The organism is Nostoc sp. 106C (assembly GCF_002154725.1).
Lineage (GTDB): Bacteria > Cyanobacteriota > Cyanobacteriia > Cyanobacteriales > Nostocaceae > Aulosira.
The window spans coordinates 69,460-86,443 of record NZ_MTAW01000114.1; the positions used below are offsets into that span (position 1 = coordinate 69,460).

The 16,984-nt window shown below is 39.8% G+C and carries 13 protein-coding genes; 6 read left to right on the plus strand and 7 right to left on the minus strand.

Annotation, left to right across the window (positions count from 1 at the left end; all coding sequences use genetic code 11):
* Nucleotides 1-48: 48 nt before the first annotated feature.
* On the plus strand, nt 49-228 hold the full coding sequence (locus tag BV375_RS39015) for a BrnT family toxin (protein WP_339376868.1): 180 nt from the start codon (nt 49-51) through the stop codon (nt 226-228).
* Nucleotides 206-436: a hypothetical protein gene (locus tag BV375_RS15815; protein ID WP_086762063.1), complete on the plus strand. Its 231-nt coding sequence runs from the start codon at nt 206-208 to the stop codon at nt 434-436. Before BV375_RS39015 ends, BV375_RS15815 begins: the two co-directional genes overlap by 23 nt.
* 32 nt (nt 437-468) lie before the next feature.
* Here the strand turns inward: BV375_RS15815 and BV375_RS15820 are convergent, their stop codons facing one another.
* The 3 genes from BV375_RS15820 to BV375_RS39025 all read right to left on the minus strand — a co-directional run bounded on the left by BV375_RS15820 (nt 469) and on the right by BV375_RS39025 (nt 2,252).
* On the minus strand, nt 469-1,500 hold the full coding sequence (locus BV375_RS15820; RefSeq protein WP_086762064.1) for a hypothetical protein: 1,032 nt from the start codon (nt 1,498-1,500) through the stop codon (nt 469-471).
* 155 nt (nt 1,501-1,655) lie between these two features.
* Complete coding sequence (locus tag BV375_RS39020; RefSeq protein WP_339376866.1) at nt 1,656-2,015, minus strand: hypothetical protein; 360 nt, start codon at nt 2,013-2,015, stop codon at nt 1,656-1,658.
* Nucleotides 2,016-2,072: 57 nt separating this feature from the next.
* A complete protein-coding gene (locus BV375_RS39025) occupies nt 2,073-2,252 on the minus strand; it encodes a hypothetical protein (protein ID WP_339376867.1) in 180 nt (59 codons plus the stop codon).
* Nucleotides 2,253-2,506: 254 nt separating this feature from the next.
* Here BV375_RS39025 and BV375_RS15830 point away from each other — a divergent pair, with 254 nt between their 5' ends.
* From BV375_RS15830 to BV375_RS15840, 3 genes are all read left to right on the plus strand, one after another.
* Complete coding sequence (locus tag BV375_RS15830) at nt 2,507-6,493, plus strand: CHAT domain-containing protein (protein ID WP_086762066.1); 3,987 nt, start codon at nt 2,507-2,509, stop codon at nt 6,491-6,493.
* Between the two features lie 238 nt (nt 6,494-6,731).
* A complete protein-coding gene (locus BV375_RS15835; protein ID WP_086762068.1) occupies nt 6,732-7,694 on the plus strand; it encodes a trypsin-like peptidase domain-containing protein in 963 nt (320 codons plus the stop codon).
* A gap of 1,163 nt (nt 7,695-8,857) precedes the next feature.
* On the plus strand, nt 8,858-11,194 hold the full coding sequence (locus BV375_RS15840) for an adenylate/guanylate cyclase domain-containing protein (protein WP_086762070.1): 2,337 nt from the start codon (nt 8,858-8,860) through the stop codon (nt 11,192-11,194).
* A gap of 281 nt (nt 11,195-11,475) precedes the next feature.
* On the opposite strand, the gene speY is transcribed toward BV375_RS15840, so the two are convergent.
* Both speY and BV375_RS37645 read right to left on the minus strand, forming a co-directional pair.
* Nucleotides 11,476-12,651 (minus strand): deoxyhypusine synthase, encoded by a 1,176-nt coding sequence (speY, locus tag BV375_RS15845; RefSeq protein WP_086762072.1) that lies wholly within the window; start codon nt 12,649-12,651, stop codon nt 11,476-11,478.
* Between the two features lie 42 nt (nt 12,652-12,693).
* The gene (locus tag BV375_RS37645; RefSeq protein WP_208099131.1) at nt 12,694-13,641 is read right to left on the minus strand and encodes an O-acetyl-ADP-ribose deacetylase; all 948 of its coding nucleotides are present in this window, start codon (nt 13,639-13,641) and stop codon (nt 12,694-12,696) included.
* A gap of 171 nt (nt 13,642-13,812) precedes the next feature.
* Here BV375_RS37645 and cobO point away from each other — a divergent pair, with 171 nt between their 5' ends.
* Nucleotides 13,813-14,490: a cob(I)yrinic acid a,c-diamide adenosyltransferase gene (gene cobO / locus BV375_RS15855; protein ID WP_086762074.1), complete on the plus strand. Its 678-nt coding sequence runs from the start codon at nt 13,813-13,815 to the stop codon at nt 14,488-14,490.
* A gap of 168 nt (nt 14,491-14,658) precedes the next feature.
* Here the strand turns inward: cobO and BV375_RS15860 are convergent, their stop codons facing one another.
* The gene (locus BV375_RS15860; protein WP_086762076.1) at nt 14,659-15,261 is read right to left on the minus strand and encodes a Uma2 family endonuclease; all 603 of its coding nucleotides are present in this window, start codon (nt 15,259-15,261) and stop codon (nt 14,659-14,661) included.
* A 263-nt stretch (nt 15,262-15,524) separates the two neighbouring features.
* Nucleotides 15,525-16,286: a hypothetical protein gene (locus BV375_RS15865; RefSeq protein ID WP_086762078.1), complete on the minus strand. Its 762-nt coding sequence runs from the start codon at nt 16,284-16,286 to the stop codon at nt 15,525-15,527.
* Between the last annotated feature and the right edge of the window lie 698 nt (nt 16,287-16,984).

Genomic DNA, 16,984 nt, shown 5'->3' on the forward strand with positions numbered 1-16,984 from the left:
TATCAGCTTTGAAACTGCTAAGACAGTCTTGATGACCCCCTTGCGTACATCTTCGATGATGAATGGCATTCTGTTGGGGAAAGTCGGGAAATTATCATCGGACATGACGAAGAAAATCGCCTGTTATTGGTCTGTTTTACTGAAAGAGCAAAGGTTATCCGGATTATTAGCGCACGTCTAGCAACAAAGAAAGAACGACGAGACTATGAAGAATTCACAGGCTTTTGAATCCCAGAACAATGCAGACGATGAGTTGCTTCTAGAATATGACTTTGACTATCGCAAAGCCAAGCCTAATCGGTTTGCCAGCCAGGAAAAAAAAACTCTTGTGACTGTTATTCTTGATCCAGACGTGGCTGAGGTATTTAAAACCTCAGCAGATGTTAACAATGCCTTACGTGCTTTGTTATCAGCTATTTCACGGACTGAAAAATAAACCGCGATCGCCCAATGCTCAATTCCCCGTTCCTAATTCATTTCCTGAATTTGTAAGCGGACAGTATGTTCAACAGTGCCACTCAGTTGCAATTCCATGATTTCACTACCCAAGGGTTCTAAGGAACTGAGAAGCGATCGCAAATTTGGTGTACTTGCACCTGTATCTACATACAATCGATCTGCTAAATTACTGATGCGCTTCCAAGTCATGTATAACTTGCCGATCGTTTGTTCGATCTGAGATGCTTGATTTACTAAATCAGCCGCTATGGTTAAACAGCCTACTCTTTGCGCTTCTTCTAAGGCTGTTTCAATATCAACATCTGCTTGGGTCAATGCTTGAACTTGAGCAGCGGATTTTAGATATTTTGCTAGGTAACGCGCTTCGGTAGTTACCTGTTTGAGGGTATCAACATCAGGGTTAGCAGCAATTTCTTTTTGTAAGTATTTTTGATGTGGTTCTGGTAGTTTTTCCAATTCCTTCACCAGTGGGGCGATGTAGCGAGGGGGAAGGGTGTTATCTGCTGCTTTTACCTTAACTGGTTCTGGTAGCAATTCTGAGGACATTGCTGTCCATTCGTCGCTGAGTTGACGGACTTCGCGGCGAGTGATGCGATCGCCTTTTTGCGCGGCTTCACTCACCATCTGCTGCACTTCTGGCGAAGCTTTGGAGGTTTCGACAAAAGCCCGTTTACTAAAATTATTGACCGTGCCTGGGTCAAGTTTACCTTCTTCTAAAAGCGTATCAGCACTGTTAGCTAGTTGAATCCAGGCATAAGCTTGACTTTTGCTGATTTCTCGTTCTTTCAGCCAGCGGAGAAAACCAGCACCCCGACTATCACCGCCTATTTTCTCGCGATCGCGGATCGCGCGTAAAATTCGCCCCCGCCAGATTTCGGTTTGTAAATCGAAGCGATCGCATACCTGCCAAGCTACATCCAGCTGTTGTTGAAAATCTGACTCTAGTATCTGTTCATCTTCTGGATCTGGCAGTTCAAAGGTAAGATCCGCTGGCTGTTGCAAAGCAGCAGCAATGTCGTTAATAGATTCGTTATATTCCACGACTGGTAGCCGAGTAGTGTATGCGTCGGCTTATTATGCCACAATCTGTGTACTTGGGTAGTGAGATAAAGTCAATTTTCGCTTAGTTCATTTGTATTAATGGCTGCTTCTTTCATTAAGTCTCGACTCGGAAGCAGTAGAACAAATAATTTTTTTTAGCGTACACCATTGGCTAAAATTCCCAAAATTTTATTAACATCTTTCAGGTAATATTCACTTAAGTCAATCTGAATCTCTTGCCCGTCTAATTTCAAAAATTGCCAAATACTTCCAGTTGTAACAGTTCCATAAATTGCCAAGTTTTCTTTACCTGAGCGTTCGTTAAATATTCTTGCTGCTAGCATCTCTGCTATACATTGTCCTAAACTAGCAGGAATATTTTCTTTTTTTGCCTCCACAATTACAACTACTGGTGCTGTAACAATTAGCCTTTCTGGAGAATCGGTAATAATAAAATCACAAATTCCGTTCAATCCCTGTGCTGCATCAACATTAAATTCAACTCCCGAAAACAAATTTATCTTGTCATTTAATTGTCTCCTAAGGTCTATTAAAATTGGCGCAATAATCATTTATGAGCGAGCTTTTTCACTATTGCTAGCAATTGCTATAGGTACATTATATTGAAGAATTTCTTTTAATAACTGGCTGCACTCTAAATCAGATACATTAGCAAAAATATCAGCCGCTTCAATAGTATTTATTTGAAAAGTCTGTTTAACTTTCTCTAAATTAAAATCGCTGTATGCCATATCAGTTTTATGAATATTTTGATGATCTGCAAGATCCCCGACTTCTTCAAGAAGTCGGGGATCTGAACACCCGCGTTTAGTCTATCAGAGTGTTTTGGGCATTGCGATGTCTACGACGGGCTACGCCTACGCACAACCACGTTCGTTAACACTACAATTTAAAGTTTTTGTAAACTTCCGAAAAACTGCATAAGCTCAAAATCACCAGAGATATAGTAACTCGTAGGTATAAATCAGCAAACTCACTCAGATTTATGAACCAGCGAGTTGAAAACTCAAGACAGCAGAGCATTTCACAGATTTTTTGGTACTTGCTACCAAAATTGGCCCGCTACAGTGCCATTTTGTTGCTGAGTGTAGTTGTGTTGCCTGATGCAGTGGGGGCAAAGAAAAGTACAGAGTTGCAGATAGCACAACAGGCGAAACCAATTATTCAAGACGATATTCGTGTGGCGGCGAAACCAGCGTATGCAGATTCGTTTTCAGAAAATATAACTAGGGAAGTCTTTACTAGTGTTAACACTGCAAGCTTAGGGCTGCAAATAGCCCAGTCGCCAGCTACAAAACCTGCGCCAAGTCCAATTCAACCACTAATTGATAAAGCATCTCAACTCTACAAAGAAGCAGGTGAACTGTCCAAACAACCATCAGCAGCAGCAAAGCGACAAGCAATTATAAAATACGAAGAAATACTAAAAATCTCAAGATTACCAGAAATACGTGCAGTAATACCTCAAGAATCCCGATCCAATGAAGCTTCTACACTTTATCTGATCGCCAATACCTACGGTAATCTGAATGAAAACACCAAAGCTCTGGAATATTTGGAGCAAGCATTAGCTATTTCGCGAGAAATACAGAATCGCCTTCTTGAAGCTAATATGCTTTGGACAATCGGCAATATCTACGGCTTCAACCTGACTCAAGACACAAAAGCTGTGGGATATTGGGAACAAGCATTAACTATCTTGCGGGAATCCAAAGAACCAGAAGCTCGATCCTTGCAACGTCTAACGCTCTTAGGACTTGGTGAATTTTATCGACAACTAGGGGAAAAGCAAAAAGCGTTTGATGCTTACAACCAAGCACTGTTATTGTATGATGCTGACAATCAATCCAAAGAAAAGGCTGAAGCACTATCAGGAATTGCTGGAGTATATGGTAGATTTGACGAACCGAAAAAGGAGCGTGAGTATTTAGATCAAGCCTTAAAGATTTACAAGGCAAATAACGATTTACCAGGACAAGCAGATACACTGACATCCATTGCATTCAATTACCAAAAATTGGGTGAAACAGAGAAAGCTCTTGATTATCACCGACAAGCACTAGAAATTTATCGCCAAACAAAAGATTTATTTGAACAAGCAAACACACTTAGCATCATAGGCTCAGTCTATAGTTTAAGGGGCGATCGCTCTTCAGCAGAAAAATATATCCAGCAGGTTTTAGAGTTACAAAAGACAGTCCAAAAGCAATTAGAACAAGACGTAAAATCTCAAAGAAATCAAATCATTATTCTCAAGCAGATTGCCCACAGTTACAATGCGTTGGGCGATACACAGCAGCAAATTTATTACTTAAATCAAGGACGAATTATAGCCCATGAGCTAGGTAAAACTCAAGAAGAAGCAGATATTATTTCCAGCATTGGTTTGGCTTACTCTCATCTAGGTGAGACTCAAAAAGCCAAAGATAATTTTACTCAAGCTTTAAAGGTACAAACTGAAATTAAAGATTTTCAAGGAAAAGCTAAAACACTAGTAGATATTGCTTATATCCATAGACAATCTGGAGAATTTCAACAAGCTCTAGATATACTCAACCAAGCACTGGAGATTTGTAAGCAGAAACAAAACTCCGTTTTAGAAAGAGATATTATCATTGAAATGAGCTTGGTTTACGTAGTTTTAGGGGCTTATGAATTAAGCATTGAAAAAAGTAAAGAACTTTTGGCAATATATCAGCAAAGCAATCCGAGTTTAGTAGAAGAACATACTCTCTTTACCTTCGTAGGTACTGTTTATGACAGAAGTTGCTTTTATCAAAAAAAACTAGAAGATTGCCGTCAATCATTGGACTATTTTAACCAAGCATTAACATCTGCCCGCAAACAAGGTTCTTTCTCCAGCCAAGCCTACTCCCTTGAAATGATTGCCAAGGCTTATGAATTATTGGAGGATTATCAGCAAGCAATTACCAATGCCAAACAGGCTTTGGAATTATCTCGCAAATATGGCCTTAAGGATAAGGAAGAGAGTACTCTCGCTTCTTTAAGCGACGCTTATGAACGCGCAGGGGATTATCAAAACGCCCTTAATGCTAGTAAACAAAGTTTGTTGCTATCACAGCAACTAGGAGATTTAACATCACAAGCCACCGTCTACAAAATTCAAGGTAAGATTTACACCTCTATGAAACAGCCGCAGCTGGCTATAGAGGTTTACAACCAAGAACTAAAGCTAGCGCAGCAAATTGGTGATATATCAGAACAAACTTATCCACTGTATAAGATAGCCGTAATTGAGCGCGACAGAGGCAATCTCAACCAAGCCAAGACACAAATAGAATCAGCCATAAAAATCATTGAGACTACGCGCAGCAAAGTCAACAGTAACGACTTGCGTACTTCCTACTTTGCAACAGTGCAAGATTATTACAAGTTTTACATCGACTTGTTAATGCAGTTGCATAAAAAAGACCCATCAAAAGGATACGACGCTTTAGCTTTGCATATCAGTGAGCGATCGCGCGCCAGAAGTCTCATAGATTTGTTAAACGAAGCTCATGCCAAAATTCTTAAAGGTGCAAACCCAGAACTAGTACAACAAGAACGCGATTTACGGCAAAAAATTGATGCTAGAGATGCGCTGCGGCTAAATTTACAAACCTCAGCAAATCAGAATGATCCGAATACCAAAGCAACAATTCAAACACTGTCTACAGAAATCAGTAATCTCCTAAGCCAATACAAAGAAGTCCAAGCAAAAATCCGGGCTAATAACCCCGAATACGCGAAATTAACCAACCCAAATCCCGAAAAGGATATTCTCCAATTACCGCAAATTCAACAACAACTCGATAAAGACACGCTGCTGTTGCAGTATTCCTTGGGAGAAGAACGCAGCTATTTGTGGGCTGTCACTCCTACATCTATGCAAGTTTACACACTCCCCTCACGGGAGGAAATAGAAAAAGTCGCAACCAGATTCTATGAAAGTTTGCAGCAAGGATCAGCCAGTGACATATCCATTCCAAACGCACAACAACTTAGTAAACTCATCCTCGCACCCGTCGCTGATAAATTATCAGGAAAACGTTTAGTAATTGTTGCTGATGGTGGGCTGCAAACCATTCCCTTTGCAGCGTTGGCTGATTTAAGCGTAAATAAATACCAACCTCTGATGGTAAATCATGAGATTCTTAATTTACCTTCAGCCTCAACCATCGCCTTTCAACGCCAACAACTCGCCAACCGCAAACCCGCACCAAAAGCTTTGGCTATCCTCGCTGATCCGGTATTCAATGCCACAGATTGCCGATTTACCTCAAAAGATTGCCGAGAAACTGACACACCCCAACCTATTAACCCTAATCTTGATACTCGATCTCAATTAGAACAATCTGCCCTGAGTCGTTCCGCCAAAAACCTGAAACGCAATGGTTGGGAGAGGCTACTATACACAGGAGACGAAGCAAAAGCAATTTTACAACTTATACCACCAGCAAGCAGCCTGCAAGCCTTCGGTTTTGATGCCAACTATAATTGGGCAACCAGCAGCGCCTTAAATCAATACCGGATTCTACATTTTGCCACCCACGGAATAGCTGATCCCAAAGAACCAGGTTTATCCGGCATAATACTGTCTAGGTATGATCGAAAGCGCAACGAAATATTACCCAGTAAATTGACTTTGGGAGATTTGTTTAACCAAGATTACCCAGCAGAGTTAATTGTCTTGAGTGCTTGCGAAACTGGACTTGGTAAAAACATCAACGGTGAGGGATTAGTCGGCTTAACACGCGGCTTAATGTATGCGGGTGCAGCGCGGGTCGCCGTATCCCTGTGGAAGGTTAGCGATGAAGGCACATCAACACTGATGCAAGAATTTTACAAACAGATGTTACAGCAAGGTAAAACCCCGGCTGAGGCGTTGCGTGCAGCCCAAAGTAAGTTATGGCAAGAAGGGCGTAGTTCTTATGAATGGGCAGCTTTCACTTTACAAGGAGAATGGCGATGAATTTGCAGCTAAAGATAGTAATTCTTGCATAAGGGGTAGGGAAATTCGGTGTTATTTATAAACGGAACTAATCTATTTTCCAACCCCCTAACTTCCAGCCTAATCCCAGTTCGGTAGGCTTCGTGTATGTGTCCGTAAACTCTGCATCCTTCTGGGTGATGATTAGTGAAAGATTTAAGTAAGTGTCACATAATTCTTCGCAGAAAATTTTAACTTTTATTTTTGGAGAGATAATCCCATGAATACAAAACCTATTTACAAACAACCTTTCGCTCTTTTCTTTGCTGGAATTCTTAGTGCGATGACTTTGGGTGGTTCGGTATCTGTACAAGCACAGACAGAATCACAACCCAGTTCTCCACCCAAATTTACCAAATTCCAAGCAGGTCAATTAAAAATACAAGGCAATGGCAAGCCGTTCAAACCTACTGGACTAAGACAGTCTGAAAAACCAACTGGAGGTAAACGGGGAATTCCCGATGGTATAGACGATCGCACTCCTATGCTCAGTCGAGAATACCCTTGGTCAGCTATTGGCCGCGTACAAGGAACAACAACTGATGCCCAAAGTTATCACTGTACTGGCACTTTAATTGCTGACGATATAGTTTTGACAAATTCCCACTGTGTTATTGATCCGGAAACTCATCAACTCAGTAAAAAAATTCAGTTTCTACCTAATGTCATCAATCATGTTGTGAGCGATGAAAGAGATGTAGCGATAGTAGATCAAGTAATTTATGGTACAGACTTTACTGGTGATAGCAGCAGCAATCAGACTAACGACTGGGCAATTATGAAAATTGATAAACCACTGGGTCGCAAGTATGGTTATTTAGGGTGGAAATCGCTTCCTACTGCTGCACTGCTGAAGAATAAACAAAAATTATTTTTTGTCGGCTACTCTGGTGACTTTCCCGATCCTAATAAAAAAGGCTATGAGTATCTAAGTGCTGGTCAAGGATGGACTGCAAGCTTTCAGGCTGGATGTAGCATTGTTCGAGAGGAGGAAAATGTTCTCTTTCATGATTGTGACACTGCTGGTGGTTCTTCTGGTGGACCTATCATCGGCTTGATTGATGGACAACCATATATTGTGGCTCTTAACAATGCTGAAATTAAAAATACGAGAACTCACCAAGATATTATCAACCTGGCTGTAAAAATCTCCTTCTTAGATCAGTTGGCAGGTAATAAGTAAAAATCCGCAATCCAATTATCCTAGATGGGATAGGTAATACTGCTGTAGAGACATTGTTTTCAAAGTCTCTACAATCCAAAATATAAAATTCTAATTACCCTAAATTCCTGATTGACCGACCCCTAACCGGGAGCATCCCACTTTTTTGAACGTCATTGCGAGCGGAGCGAAGCAATCGCATGGACTCGTTCTTAGTTGAAGATTTTGTGATTGCTTCGTCGTTCCTCCTCTCTACGAGACGCTACGCGCTAAGCGAAGCTATGCCGTAGGCTTTACGCAATGACAGTTATTCTCTAGTTGCAAAATAAAAACTGGGATGCACCCCCCCTAACCCTCTTTCACGGGTAGGCTTTCTAGATTTTGCATTTTTACTATGAGGTTTTATGAGTATAATTAATTACGAATATTATACGTTCACAGCCTTTTTCTTTACACCCAGTTTTACCAGACAACCTTGGTGCATAAGACCTGCGGTATGATGCGATCGCCTGAAACAATAAAATCACACCCAATAATATTTGTTAAACCTTATACCTTTATTGCTTACAGGACTTTTCAATTTTGTACAGTACATATTTCTTAACAATAGCTATGCAGAGGATTTGTTTCCTTATAGTTGTTTATGCTTTATGCTTAATACTTGTGTCTAAATTATTCAAAATTTGCATTCATCTAACTTATATTTAATGTACCAAGTTTGAGAATTTTAGGCTACTAAAAATTATGCAAAAATCATTGATTGTAAAAAAGCCAAAAACAGTTTAATCTATTTTAGATGTAATTTCATAGTATAATTGCCAAAACAAGAAGTTGATTTTTAAACAATATACTAAACAGAAAAAGAAAATTAGCAATATATATTTACCAAAGTTTTAGTAACTAAATAGATATATTCATTTTGTTTCAAAATAGATACATAATCAACAAAGCAATTTTATTAATTCTTATGTATTTAATAAATATTTGAAACAATAGCTTACAGAATTATCAGTGGTGCTTATCAGTAAATTGTGAGAACTAAATCTTAAGTTTTGAGTCTTGAGTTCTCAGTAGAGTCATGGGGTTATATGGTAATCATAATGCTACTCTGCTCGCCTCTACATTCCCCTAATTTCTGCTGAGTCTCATTCAGTAACAACTTGAATGCGTATTCCCACACCACTATGAAATACCAGGCATTAGAGCGTATTTTTAATAAACCTTCATTCCCACGTAAATTTGAACGCTTAGAACTGGATCAGAATTTACATATTTTAGCTACTTCCGAGCAAGTTCAAAGGTTTGCTGCTCGTCCAGAAGAAGTAATACTAGGAAAAGATGTGCGCTTAAGTTTTCCAGAATTTATAGGTCTAGAAGATATTCTGGTATCTATTCTAAAAGGAGAACAAGAACTATTTGAAATAACTGGAGTTAGAAGAGGCTCAGAGCAGATATCTGAGATCTATATAGATATATATATTATCAGTAAACAACTTGATTCAACCTCTTGCAATAAATTAATTATCCTGATTGAAGAGGTTACCGAAAGGCTAGCTTTAGAACAGAAATTAACACAGAGATATCATGAAGCTAGTCTACTATCAAGTACTTTAATAGTATACAAAAATTACATGGAACAAGTTATCAACTCAATGGCAGACGCCTTGTTGGTAACCAGTAATTCAGGAACGATAAAAAAAATTAACTTTGCTACAGAAAAATTATTTGGTTATCGCGAATCAGAATTAATTGGACAGTCCATATCGTTAATAATCGATGATTATACATTATTGCAAAAACATTTATCATCTCAGCAAAGCTCTTCAAATATAGAAGTAGTTTGCCGTACTAAAAAAACAGAAAAGTTGTTAATTGCTTTTTCTTGTTCAGCTATTCATAACCATATAGAAAGCTTAGAGGATATTGTCTATATTGGTCGGGACATTACTGCTCGCCAGCGCCGAGAGCAGCGGATTTGTGCTCAGTATGCTATTAGCCGCATTTTATCAGAATCCCAAAGCGTAAAGCAGGCAATGCCAAAAATTTTGCAGGCCATTTGTCAAACCTTAGGATGGGATGTAGGAGAACTTTGGACACCAAATCAATACATAACTAAATCGGCGCAGTATGAGAGTTCTAATGTTGTGCTCAGATGTGTAGAAATTTGGTCAAGTAGACTAGTTTCGGTTCGAGAGTTTAAAGCAATTACTTGGCAGACAACTTATAACTCTGGTGTAGGATTACCAGGTCGAATTTGGGCTAGACGTTCGCCACTTTGGATTAAAGATATTGCAGATGATGATGACTTACAGCGATCGCAGCCAGCCGCAGCAGCCGAATTACTCGCTGCATTTGGCTTCCCAATCTTAGATGACAGTGAAATTTTAGGGGTCATGGTTTTTTTTAGTAAAGAGGTACAACAAAAAGATATAGACCTACTGCAAATGATGGTTTCTATTGGTAGCCAAATTTCTCATTTTGTCAAATGCAAACATACAGAAGCAGCTTTGGTAGAAAGTGAAGAACGATATCGAGATTTATTAGAAAATGCTAATGACTTAATTCAGTCTGTTAATGTTTATGGACGTTTTTTATATGTCAATAAGGCATGGCAAAAAACCTTAGGATATAGTGCAGATGAAATTGCTAGGATGAATCTTTTTGATATTATCCATCCTGATTTTCAACAACGCAGCCGACAAAAGTTTTATAACGTGATGTCAGGAGAAAAGCTAGAACAAGTCCAAACTGCATTTATGACTAAAAATGGTCAATCTATATTTGTAGAAGGAAATATTAATTGTAAATTTGTAGAAGGAAAACCAGCAGCTATTCGGGGAATTTTTCGGAATGTCACGCAGCGACTATTAGCAGAAGAAGCGCTGCGCCATCAACAGGAGCAAACTAAACGTCTGTTGGGAAATATCTCATCACCAGTAATTTCTCAACCACCGCAACAAGTAGGCAGCATAGCAAAAGACTTTGCCGATGTTACAGTTTTATTTGCAGATATTGTCGGCTTGAGCAAAATCGCTGCTGCAATAAGTGCGTTGCAATTGGTAAGCTTACTCAATCCTATTTTTTCTGCTTTTGATCGCTTGAGTGAAAAGTATGGTCTCAAAAAAATTCAGAGTATTAACGAAGTTTATATGGTAATTGGTGGGTTACCTGTACAACGCTCAGATCATGCTCAAGCGATCGCTCATATGGCTTTGGATATGCAAACTGCGATCGCCTTATTTAATAGCGAGCATCACCAAAACTTTAACATCCGCATCGGCATCCATAGCGGTCCTCTCGTAGTAGGAATCATGGACGTAGAAAAATTTAACTATAACCGCTGGGGAGAAACAGTGAACCTTGCTAGCTGCATGGAATCTCAGGGAATTCCAGGGCAAATTCAAGTGTCACAAAATACCTATGAACGTTTATGTAATGAATTTTTGTTGCAAAGGCGGGGTGAAATTGAAGTTAAAGGAAGAGAAAAAATGACAACTTATTTATTAATTGGACGCAAATAATTTCAATTGCTGCTAGTTTGGAAACAGCGATCGCTTTGTGCAATTTCGCCCTTGCCTTTGGGTAGTTTTCCTCTGCTTTTATAAGCAGTGCTAATTGTTCATAGTAGTGGACTGACACAGCTAATTTAGTGCATTAGCGAGGAGAAAATGAACCACTGATGAACACACTGAGAAGTCGGATCGGCGGAAACCGCCGATCTCAACTTCGGTTTGAACACCGATAAAATGGATTTCTGTAACGCACCATTTTAGGCGTGTCAGTCCACTACGACTGAAAACAGCTAAGGAGTATTAGGAATTAATCTACCACAGGGATAAGTAGCTGATTGCTGGGATGCACTGTCTGCAACAGCCGCGGGTATTTGATCTGATGGTTGTGCTTTAGCTGCTAGATAGTCTTTGCGCAATGTCTCGAGAATTGCTTCTCGTCTGTCGTACAGCCGCTTCAAAGGACGAGGCTGGCATTGCTTGAGGACGTATGCTGTTACCAGTGGTAAAGCGATCGTGCTGTCGGTATAACAAACAATCGTACTGGGTAATTCTTCTGGATCAATCTTACCCCAACTCACAGCTTCCGAAGGTGTCGCCCCAGACAAACCACCTGTATCAGGACGTGCATCGGTAAACTGGACAAAGTAATCGTGTCCTCGTTCTTCTAGCCCTAGTACTTCGTGAATTTGCGGTTGGGTTTGGAGCAAAAAGTTTTTGGGGCTACCGCCGCCAATAATCACAGCTGCACTTTTACCTGCTCCTTCCCGTGCATTGTAGGCGATCGCAGCTGTTTCATTTACGTCAATTGATGGATCTAAAATTAACTGCGAACCTTCTAATGCCAAGGCTGCGACGTTCATCCCAATAGAACTATCTCCAGGTGAAGACGTATAAATCGGTACGCCATACTCATAAGCTGTTGCTAACAAGCAGGAGTTTTTCACACCCACTTGCTTTTCGATTTCCCAAACATACTTTCCTAGCAAATGATGGAATTCAGCAGTTCCCATCCGCTTTTGGAAAGGTTCAGCTTGCAGTATCTTGCGGATAAAGGCATCAGTTTCTAGCAGCACATCGTAGCCGAAAATAATGTCATAAATGCGGATAGTTCCTTGTTGGCGTAGCTTGACATCATCCAAAAAAGGATTACCCGCGAAGAGTTCAAAACCCAAACCGTAGTGCATATCGTGGTAAAGATTTGCACCAGTGCTAATCATCCAGTCAATAAAGCCATTGCGAATCAAAGGTGCAAGGGCGGAAACCCCAAAGCCGGCTGGTGTCATCGCACCGGAAAGGCTAACACCTACCGTTACACTGTCCGTTAGCACATCGCGACTCAGCAATTGACAAATTTCCCGTAACCGCGCCGAGTTGTAAGCGGTGAAGTAATTATCAATCAAATCAACCACTCCAATATCTGCTGACATCGGTGTAGGCGAAATTTTTTGACCCAGCTGTTTTGACATTTTGAGAATCCCGAAAAGTAAACGCGCCGAATCTAATGTTATCTAGCTTTCTGCTAATTCTTGTACAACCTTGAGATAGCAATCGTAGGCACTTTGCCCAAAACACACAAAAATTACTTGTTCTGGGGACTTATGGCTGTGTAAAAACTTGTTAACTTCTGCGATCGCAATTCTGCTAGCGCGTTCTAATGGAAACCCATAAACACCTGTGCTAATCGCTGGGAAAGCAATACTTTTAATTTGATATTGTTCAGCCAAGGCCAAACTGTTGCGATAACATCGAGCTAACATCTCGTCTTCACCTTGATTGCCACCGTACCAAATCGGCCCGACAGTGTGAATTACCCATTTTGCTGGGAGTTTGTAACCTTTGGTGATTTTTGCTTCCCCAGTAGGACAACCATGTAACTGGCGACATTCTGCCAACAATTCAGGCCCAGCTGCACGATGAATTGTACCATCAACACCGCCACCACCAAGTAGAGAATTTTTAGCAGCATTGACAATCGCATCTACTTGTAGCTGAGTAATATCACCTTGAAAAACTGATGTTTGCTTGATCATCTTTGGTCTGCCATTGTTGTGAGCGTTTTCTACAATCAAAGCTGCATGGATTGCTTGCAGTCTGTTGAATATTGCCAGAAAGTGTCCATTTTCAATCATCCCAGCTAAATGACCACTACAAAAGCGCTCTTTACGAAGGTGTGTTGTAAACAATTTCTGCAATGTAGAAATGTCTGCTAAAGTTAATAATTCTGGATCTGTAACAAAACGATGAGCTTCATTCTGCCAAGCTGGCCAATCAAAGTCAATGACAAAATTTTCTTGGTAAACAGATGTAATGAAGCTGTCAAATTCTTTAGAATAACAATAAGGATTTAAAGTCAAAGGTTCAATTTGTATGTTATATAACTTTGCTTCTTTATCCGAAAATAAGGTTAAAAAAGCTAAAATGATTTCAATATTTTTCAGTGTAATTGTAGTGGACATCTAGAAAATACAAGTTAAGTAAAATTGGATAAAGAACAAAATTTTACTTTATTCTAAGTAGCTATCATGAATTGCGTTCATCAGGAAGGATGAAATAAAATTTAATCCTTCCTTGTGCCATCTGCCTCCTGCCTTTATTAACATTATTGCCAGTATTGTCAAATAAAATTAATGAAAAACGATACCCCACAACAATTAGATTCAGACCAAGAGATTGCACGTGTAATTGACGAAGTCATGTCCTCATCTTTAAGCAATGAACAGTATCGCCAAAAGATGCAGCGACGTAAAGAAGTACAGGAAAAGCGCATAGCACAAGCTGTACCTGAAAAAGGATTAATTATTGTAAATACTGGTAATGGTAAAGGTAAAACAACAGCAGCCTTGGGGATGGTGATGCGATCGCTTGGTCACGGATATAAAGTGGCGATCGTCCAATTTATCAAAGGAGCCTGGGAACCTTCAGAAAAAAGGGTGTTCAGTAATTGGCAAGACCAGTTAGAATTTCATGCGATGGGCGAAGGCTTTACATGGGAAACTCAAGATCGCGATCGCGATTTAGATAAAGCTCAAGCCGCCTGGGATAAATCATTAGAATATATCCGTAACCCAGAATTTAGATTAGTCTTATTAGATGAAATTAATATTGCGCTGAAAATGGCTTACTTACAAGTTGACCAAGTGTTAGCGGGTTTAGCCGAAAAACCTGCTGAGACTCACGTTATTCTTACAGGTCGAGGCGCACCAGCCGCGTTAATCGAGCGAGCTGACCTAGTAACAGAAATGACCCTCGTTAAGCATCCCTTCCGCGATCAAGGCGTGAAAGCTCAACCAGGAATTGAGTATTAAAAAATTCGTCATTAACTATTGTAGGGTGGGTATAGCCCACCATGTGGGGTTCTGGTGTTTTTAAAAAATCAAATAGCAACCCTGCATAACCCATTTTTAATTACGATCGTGTCTTGCACTGCTTACAGTAAGGCTAACATTTTCATCAGTGCGCTGCGGCATTGTCAATTAATGCATAATATCATCGAGTTTAAATTGTAAATTGGGGAATAGATAAGAAGAAATAGTATCTCCTAAACGATATTGTTGCTGCTGGTACACACCGTTAACTAATTGACAGATGGTGAAGGTAGGTTGTTTTGGATTACCAATAAATTGCCAACCGCCCAAACCACGAAAGTCCACAATCCAATACTCTGGAATGTTAAGAAAAGCATATTCTTCAACTTTTCTGGCATAATCATCTTGCCAATTAGTGCTGACAACTTCAGCAACAAGTTTGATTGTACTACCGTTACAAATAATAGGTTCTTTTTGCCAGAGTGGTTCTTTACTAAGTTCTGCTTTATCTAAAACAATTACATCAGGACGTAACGCTGTGGCTTCAGCAGCATGTGGTTTTATCAGACAAGTTTTTGGAACTAACCAGTTGAAATTAGAACTAAAAATTTCGACATAGATTCTACCAGCTATGCTACCTGCAACAGCTTCGTGAGGACCAGTAGGTTCCATGTCTCTTAGCTCTCCATCAATTAATTCGTAGCGTGTATTGTCACCATATTGGGCGATAAATTCCTCAAAAGTAAATACTTTAGGTGGGGTGTAGGTCATAGGTCTTGTTTGGACTAGACGTAGCCTTATTGTAGCGAAGGCACTTCGACGGTATAGACTTTGCCGCAAACAACTAGAAGCGATCGCATAATCTTAAGCACCCTACGATCAGCACTAAAATCTTTGCTATGTTCAGTAAGAATGACCTTATACCTTAATTTCAAAATCTTAAAAATAACCAGCAGTACCACAAACGTTGAAATCATAAATTAGGAATTATGAAAAACGTAATTCCTAATTTATAATTTGTAATTGATCATTCATTATTTAACTAGTTTGCGGTATTCGCTGGCAGCAGGTTGATTGCACATCTGCAAAATGCGTTTGTCATTACTACTAATAGACTTTAGCTGATGATAATCTTGCAGTGCGACTGAGTAAGCATAGGTACTTAACTCATCATCATTAATGCTAGGTATGCTATTAGCTGTCGCAACCTGATTTGAGCTACTTTCATCTGGCGAAGCATTAACAGTCATCGCCAACTCTCCTGAGCGGTCAACTGTGCCCTGAAAACAACTAAACTCAGAATTGGGCATATACATTGCACCCTTCACCTGAGCTTGACGCTTCTCAAATACGATATACCCTTGCCCAATTTGATTTGGTGTTGGCGATTGACCATACAGATACACGCCATCTTGTTGGGGGAGATTATTAATCGGCACATTTCCCGCTTCTATAGCAGATTTTTCAGTTCTGCTCACCATTACTGTAGTTGCGGGTGCTGTTTTTAAGCCTTTCGCTGAACTTTTAGAAACGGTAGCTGACTTAGCAAGTTGTCTGTGTTGCCCATTCTCGTTATTATTTTGAGTTGCGGAAGCCGTCAAACCTTCATTTCTTTGCGCTCTAACTTCTCTTAGCTTTGATAAAACATGAGCAGAACTATTTTGAGAATCTATTTTGATTTGATTACTCAGTACAGGTTTAGTCTGTTCACCCAAAACACCAAGGGTAATCATTAAAGCAACAGTGGGAATTGTCACCCGACGAGAGGAAAAGAACTCATAAATGTTATTAAGCACCCGCTTTCTCCTGTTAAAAAACTAACTACTCTCTTAGCACCTTACTTAAAATTAACTAAGTACTTGTAATGCAAGGCTCCCTCAAAGGTTTGATTTATATTGTCCGGGAAATAAAATTCCACAAACTGAAATTTTTATGTACTTTGCGATCGCAAACTTACATTACCGCCCTCAAGCCATCCGCTGCTTCACCCTACAGAGTCACCTGATCGGGTGATGTAATCGGCAAGAATAAAAAATTGTTTTTACTTTTTAATTTAAAAAAATATTGACATTTATCCAGAAACATCTAACTTTTGTCCTATATCTTTAGTAACGGTATAGGCAACTACAAAAGGATCTTCCTCTATTACGGATTATGTCTGAAGATTTTTCCCGCAGCGATTAGTTGAGGGGTAGGCATTACTCAGGAAAGCTGATGCAATAAAAATTTGAGGTATTGGTGGGCAATCAATGCCCACCCGACGAGCTGTAATTTAGTCAACATACCCCACAGTTGTAGTACAGATTAGACCTCTTGCAAAAATATATTTTTGCAAGAGGGGGGAAAGGGAAAAGGTTAAAGGGAAAGGGTTTTGAGTTCCTTTCCCTTTAACCTTTTCCCCTTTCCCTTTTACCGAATTCTGCAAGAAGTCTATTGATTATCGACTAGTACAACGTGAGTACAAGATCTTTGCGGTTAGCAAAAAAAGTACAAT

Excerpts from the sequence above, each read along its gene's own strand:
- BV375_RS15815 (WP_086762063.1), top strand. The coding sequence starts at position 206 with ATGAAGAATTCACAGGCTTTTGAATCCCAGAACAATGCAGACGATGAG.
- BV375_RS39025 (WP_339376867.1), bottom strand. The coding sequence starts at position 2,252 with ATGGCATACAGCGATTTTAATTTAGAGAAAGTTAAACAGACTTTTCAA.
- BV375_RS15830 (WP_086762066.1), top strand. The coding sequence starts at position 2,507 with ATGAACCAGCGAGTTGAAAACTCAAGACAGCAGAGCATTTCACAGATT.
- BV375_RS15835 (WP_086762068.1), top strand. The coding sequence starts at position 6,732 with ATGAATACAAAACCTATTTACAAACAACCTTTCGCTCTTTTCTTTGCT.
- BV375_RS15840 (WP_086762070.1), top strand. The coding sequence starts at position 8,858 with ATGAAATACCAGGCATTAGAGCGTATTTTTAATAAACCTTCATTCCCA.
- speY (WP_086762072.1), bottom strand. The coding sequence starts at position 12,651 with ATGTCAAAACAGCTGGGTCAAAAAATTTCGCCTACACCGATGTCAGCA.
- BV375_RS37645 (WP_208099131.1), bottom strand. The coding sequence starts at position 13,641 with ATGTCCACTACAATTACACTGAAAAATATTGAAATCATTTTAGCTTTT.
- cobO (WP_086762074.1), top strand. The coding sequence starts at position 13,813 with ATGAAAAACGATACCCCACAACAATTAGATTCAGACCAAGAGATTGCA.
- BV375_RS15860 (WP_086762076.1), bottom strand. The coding sequence starts at position 15,261 with ATGACCTACACCCCACCTAAAGTATTTACTTTTGAGGAATTTATCGCC.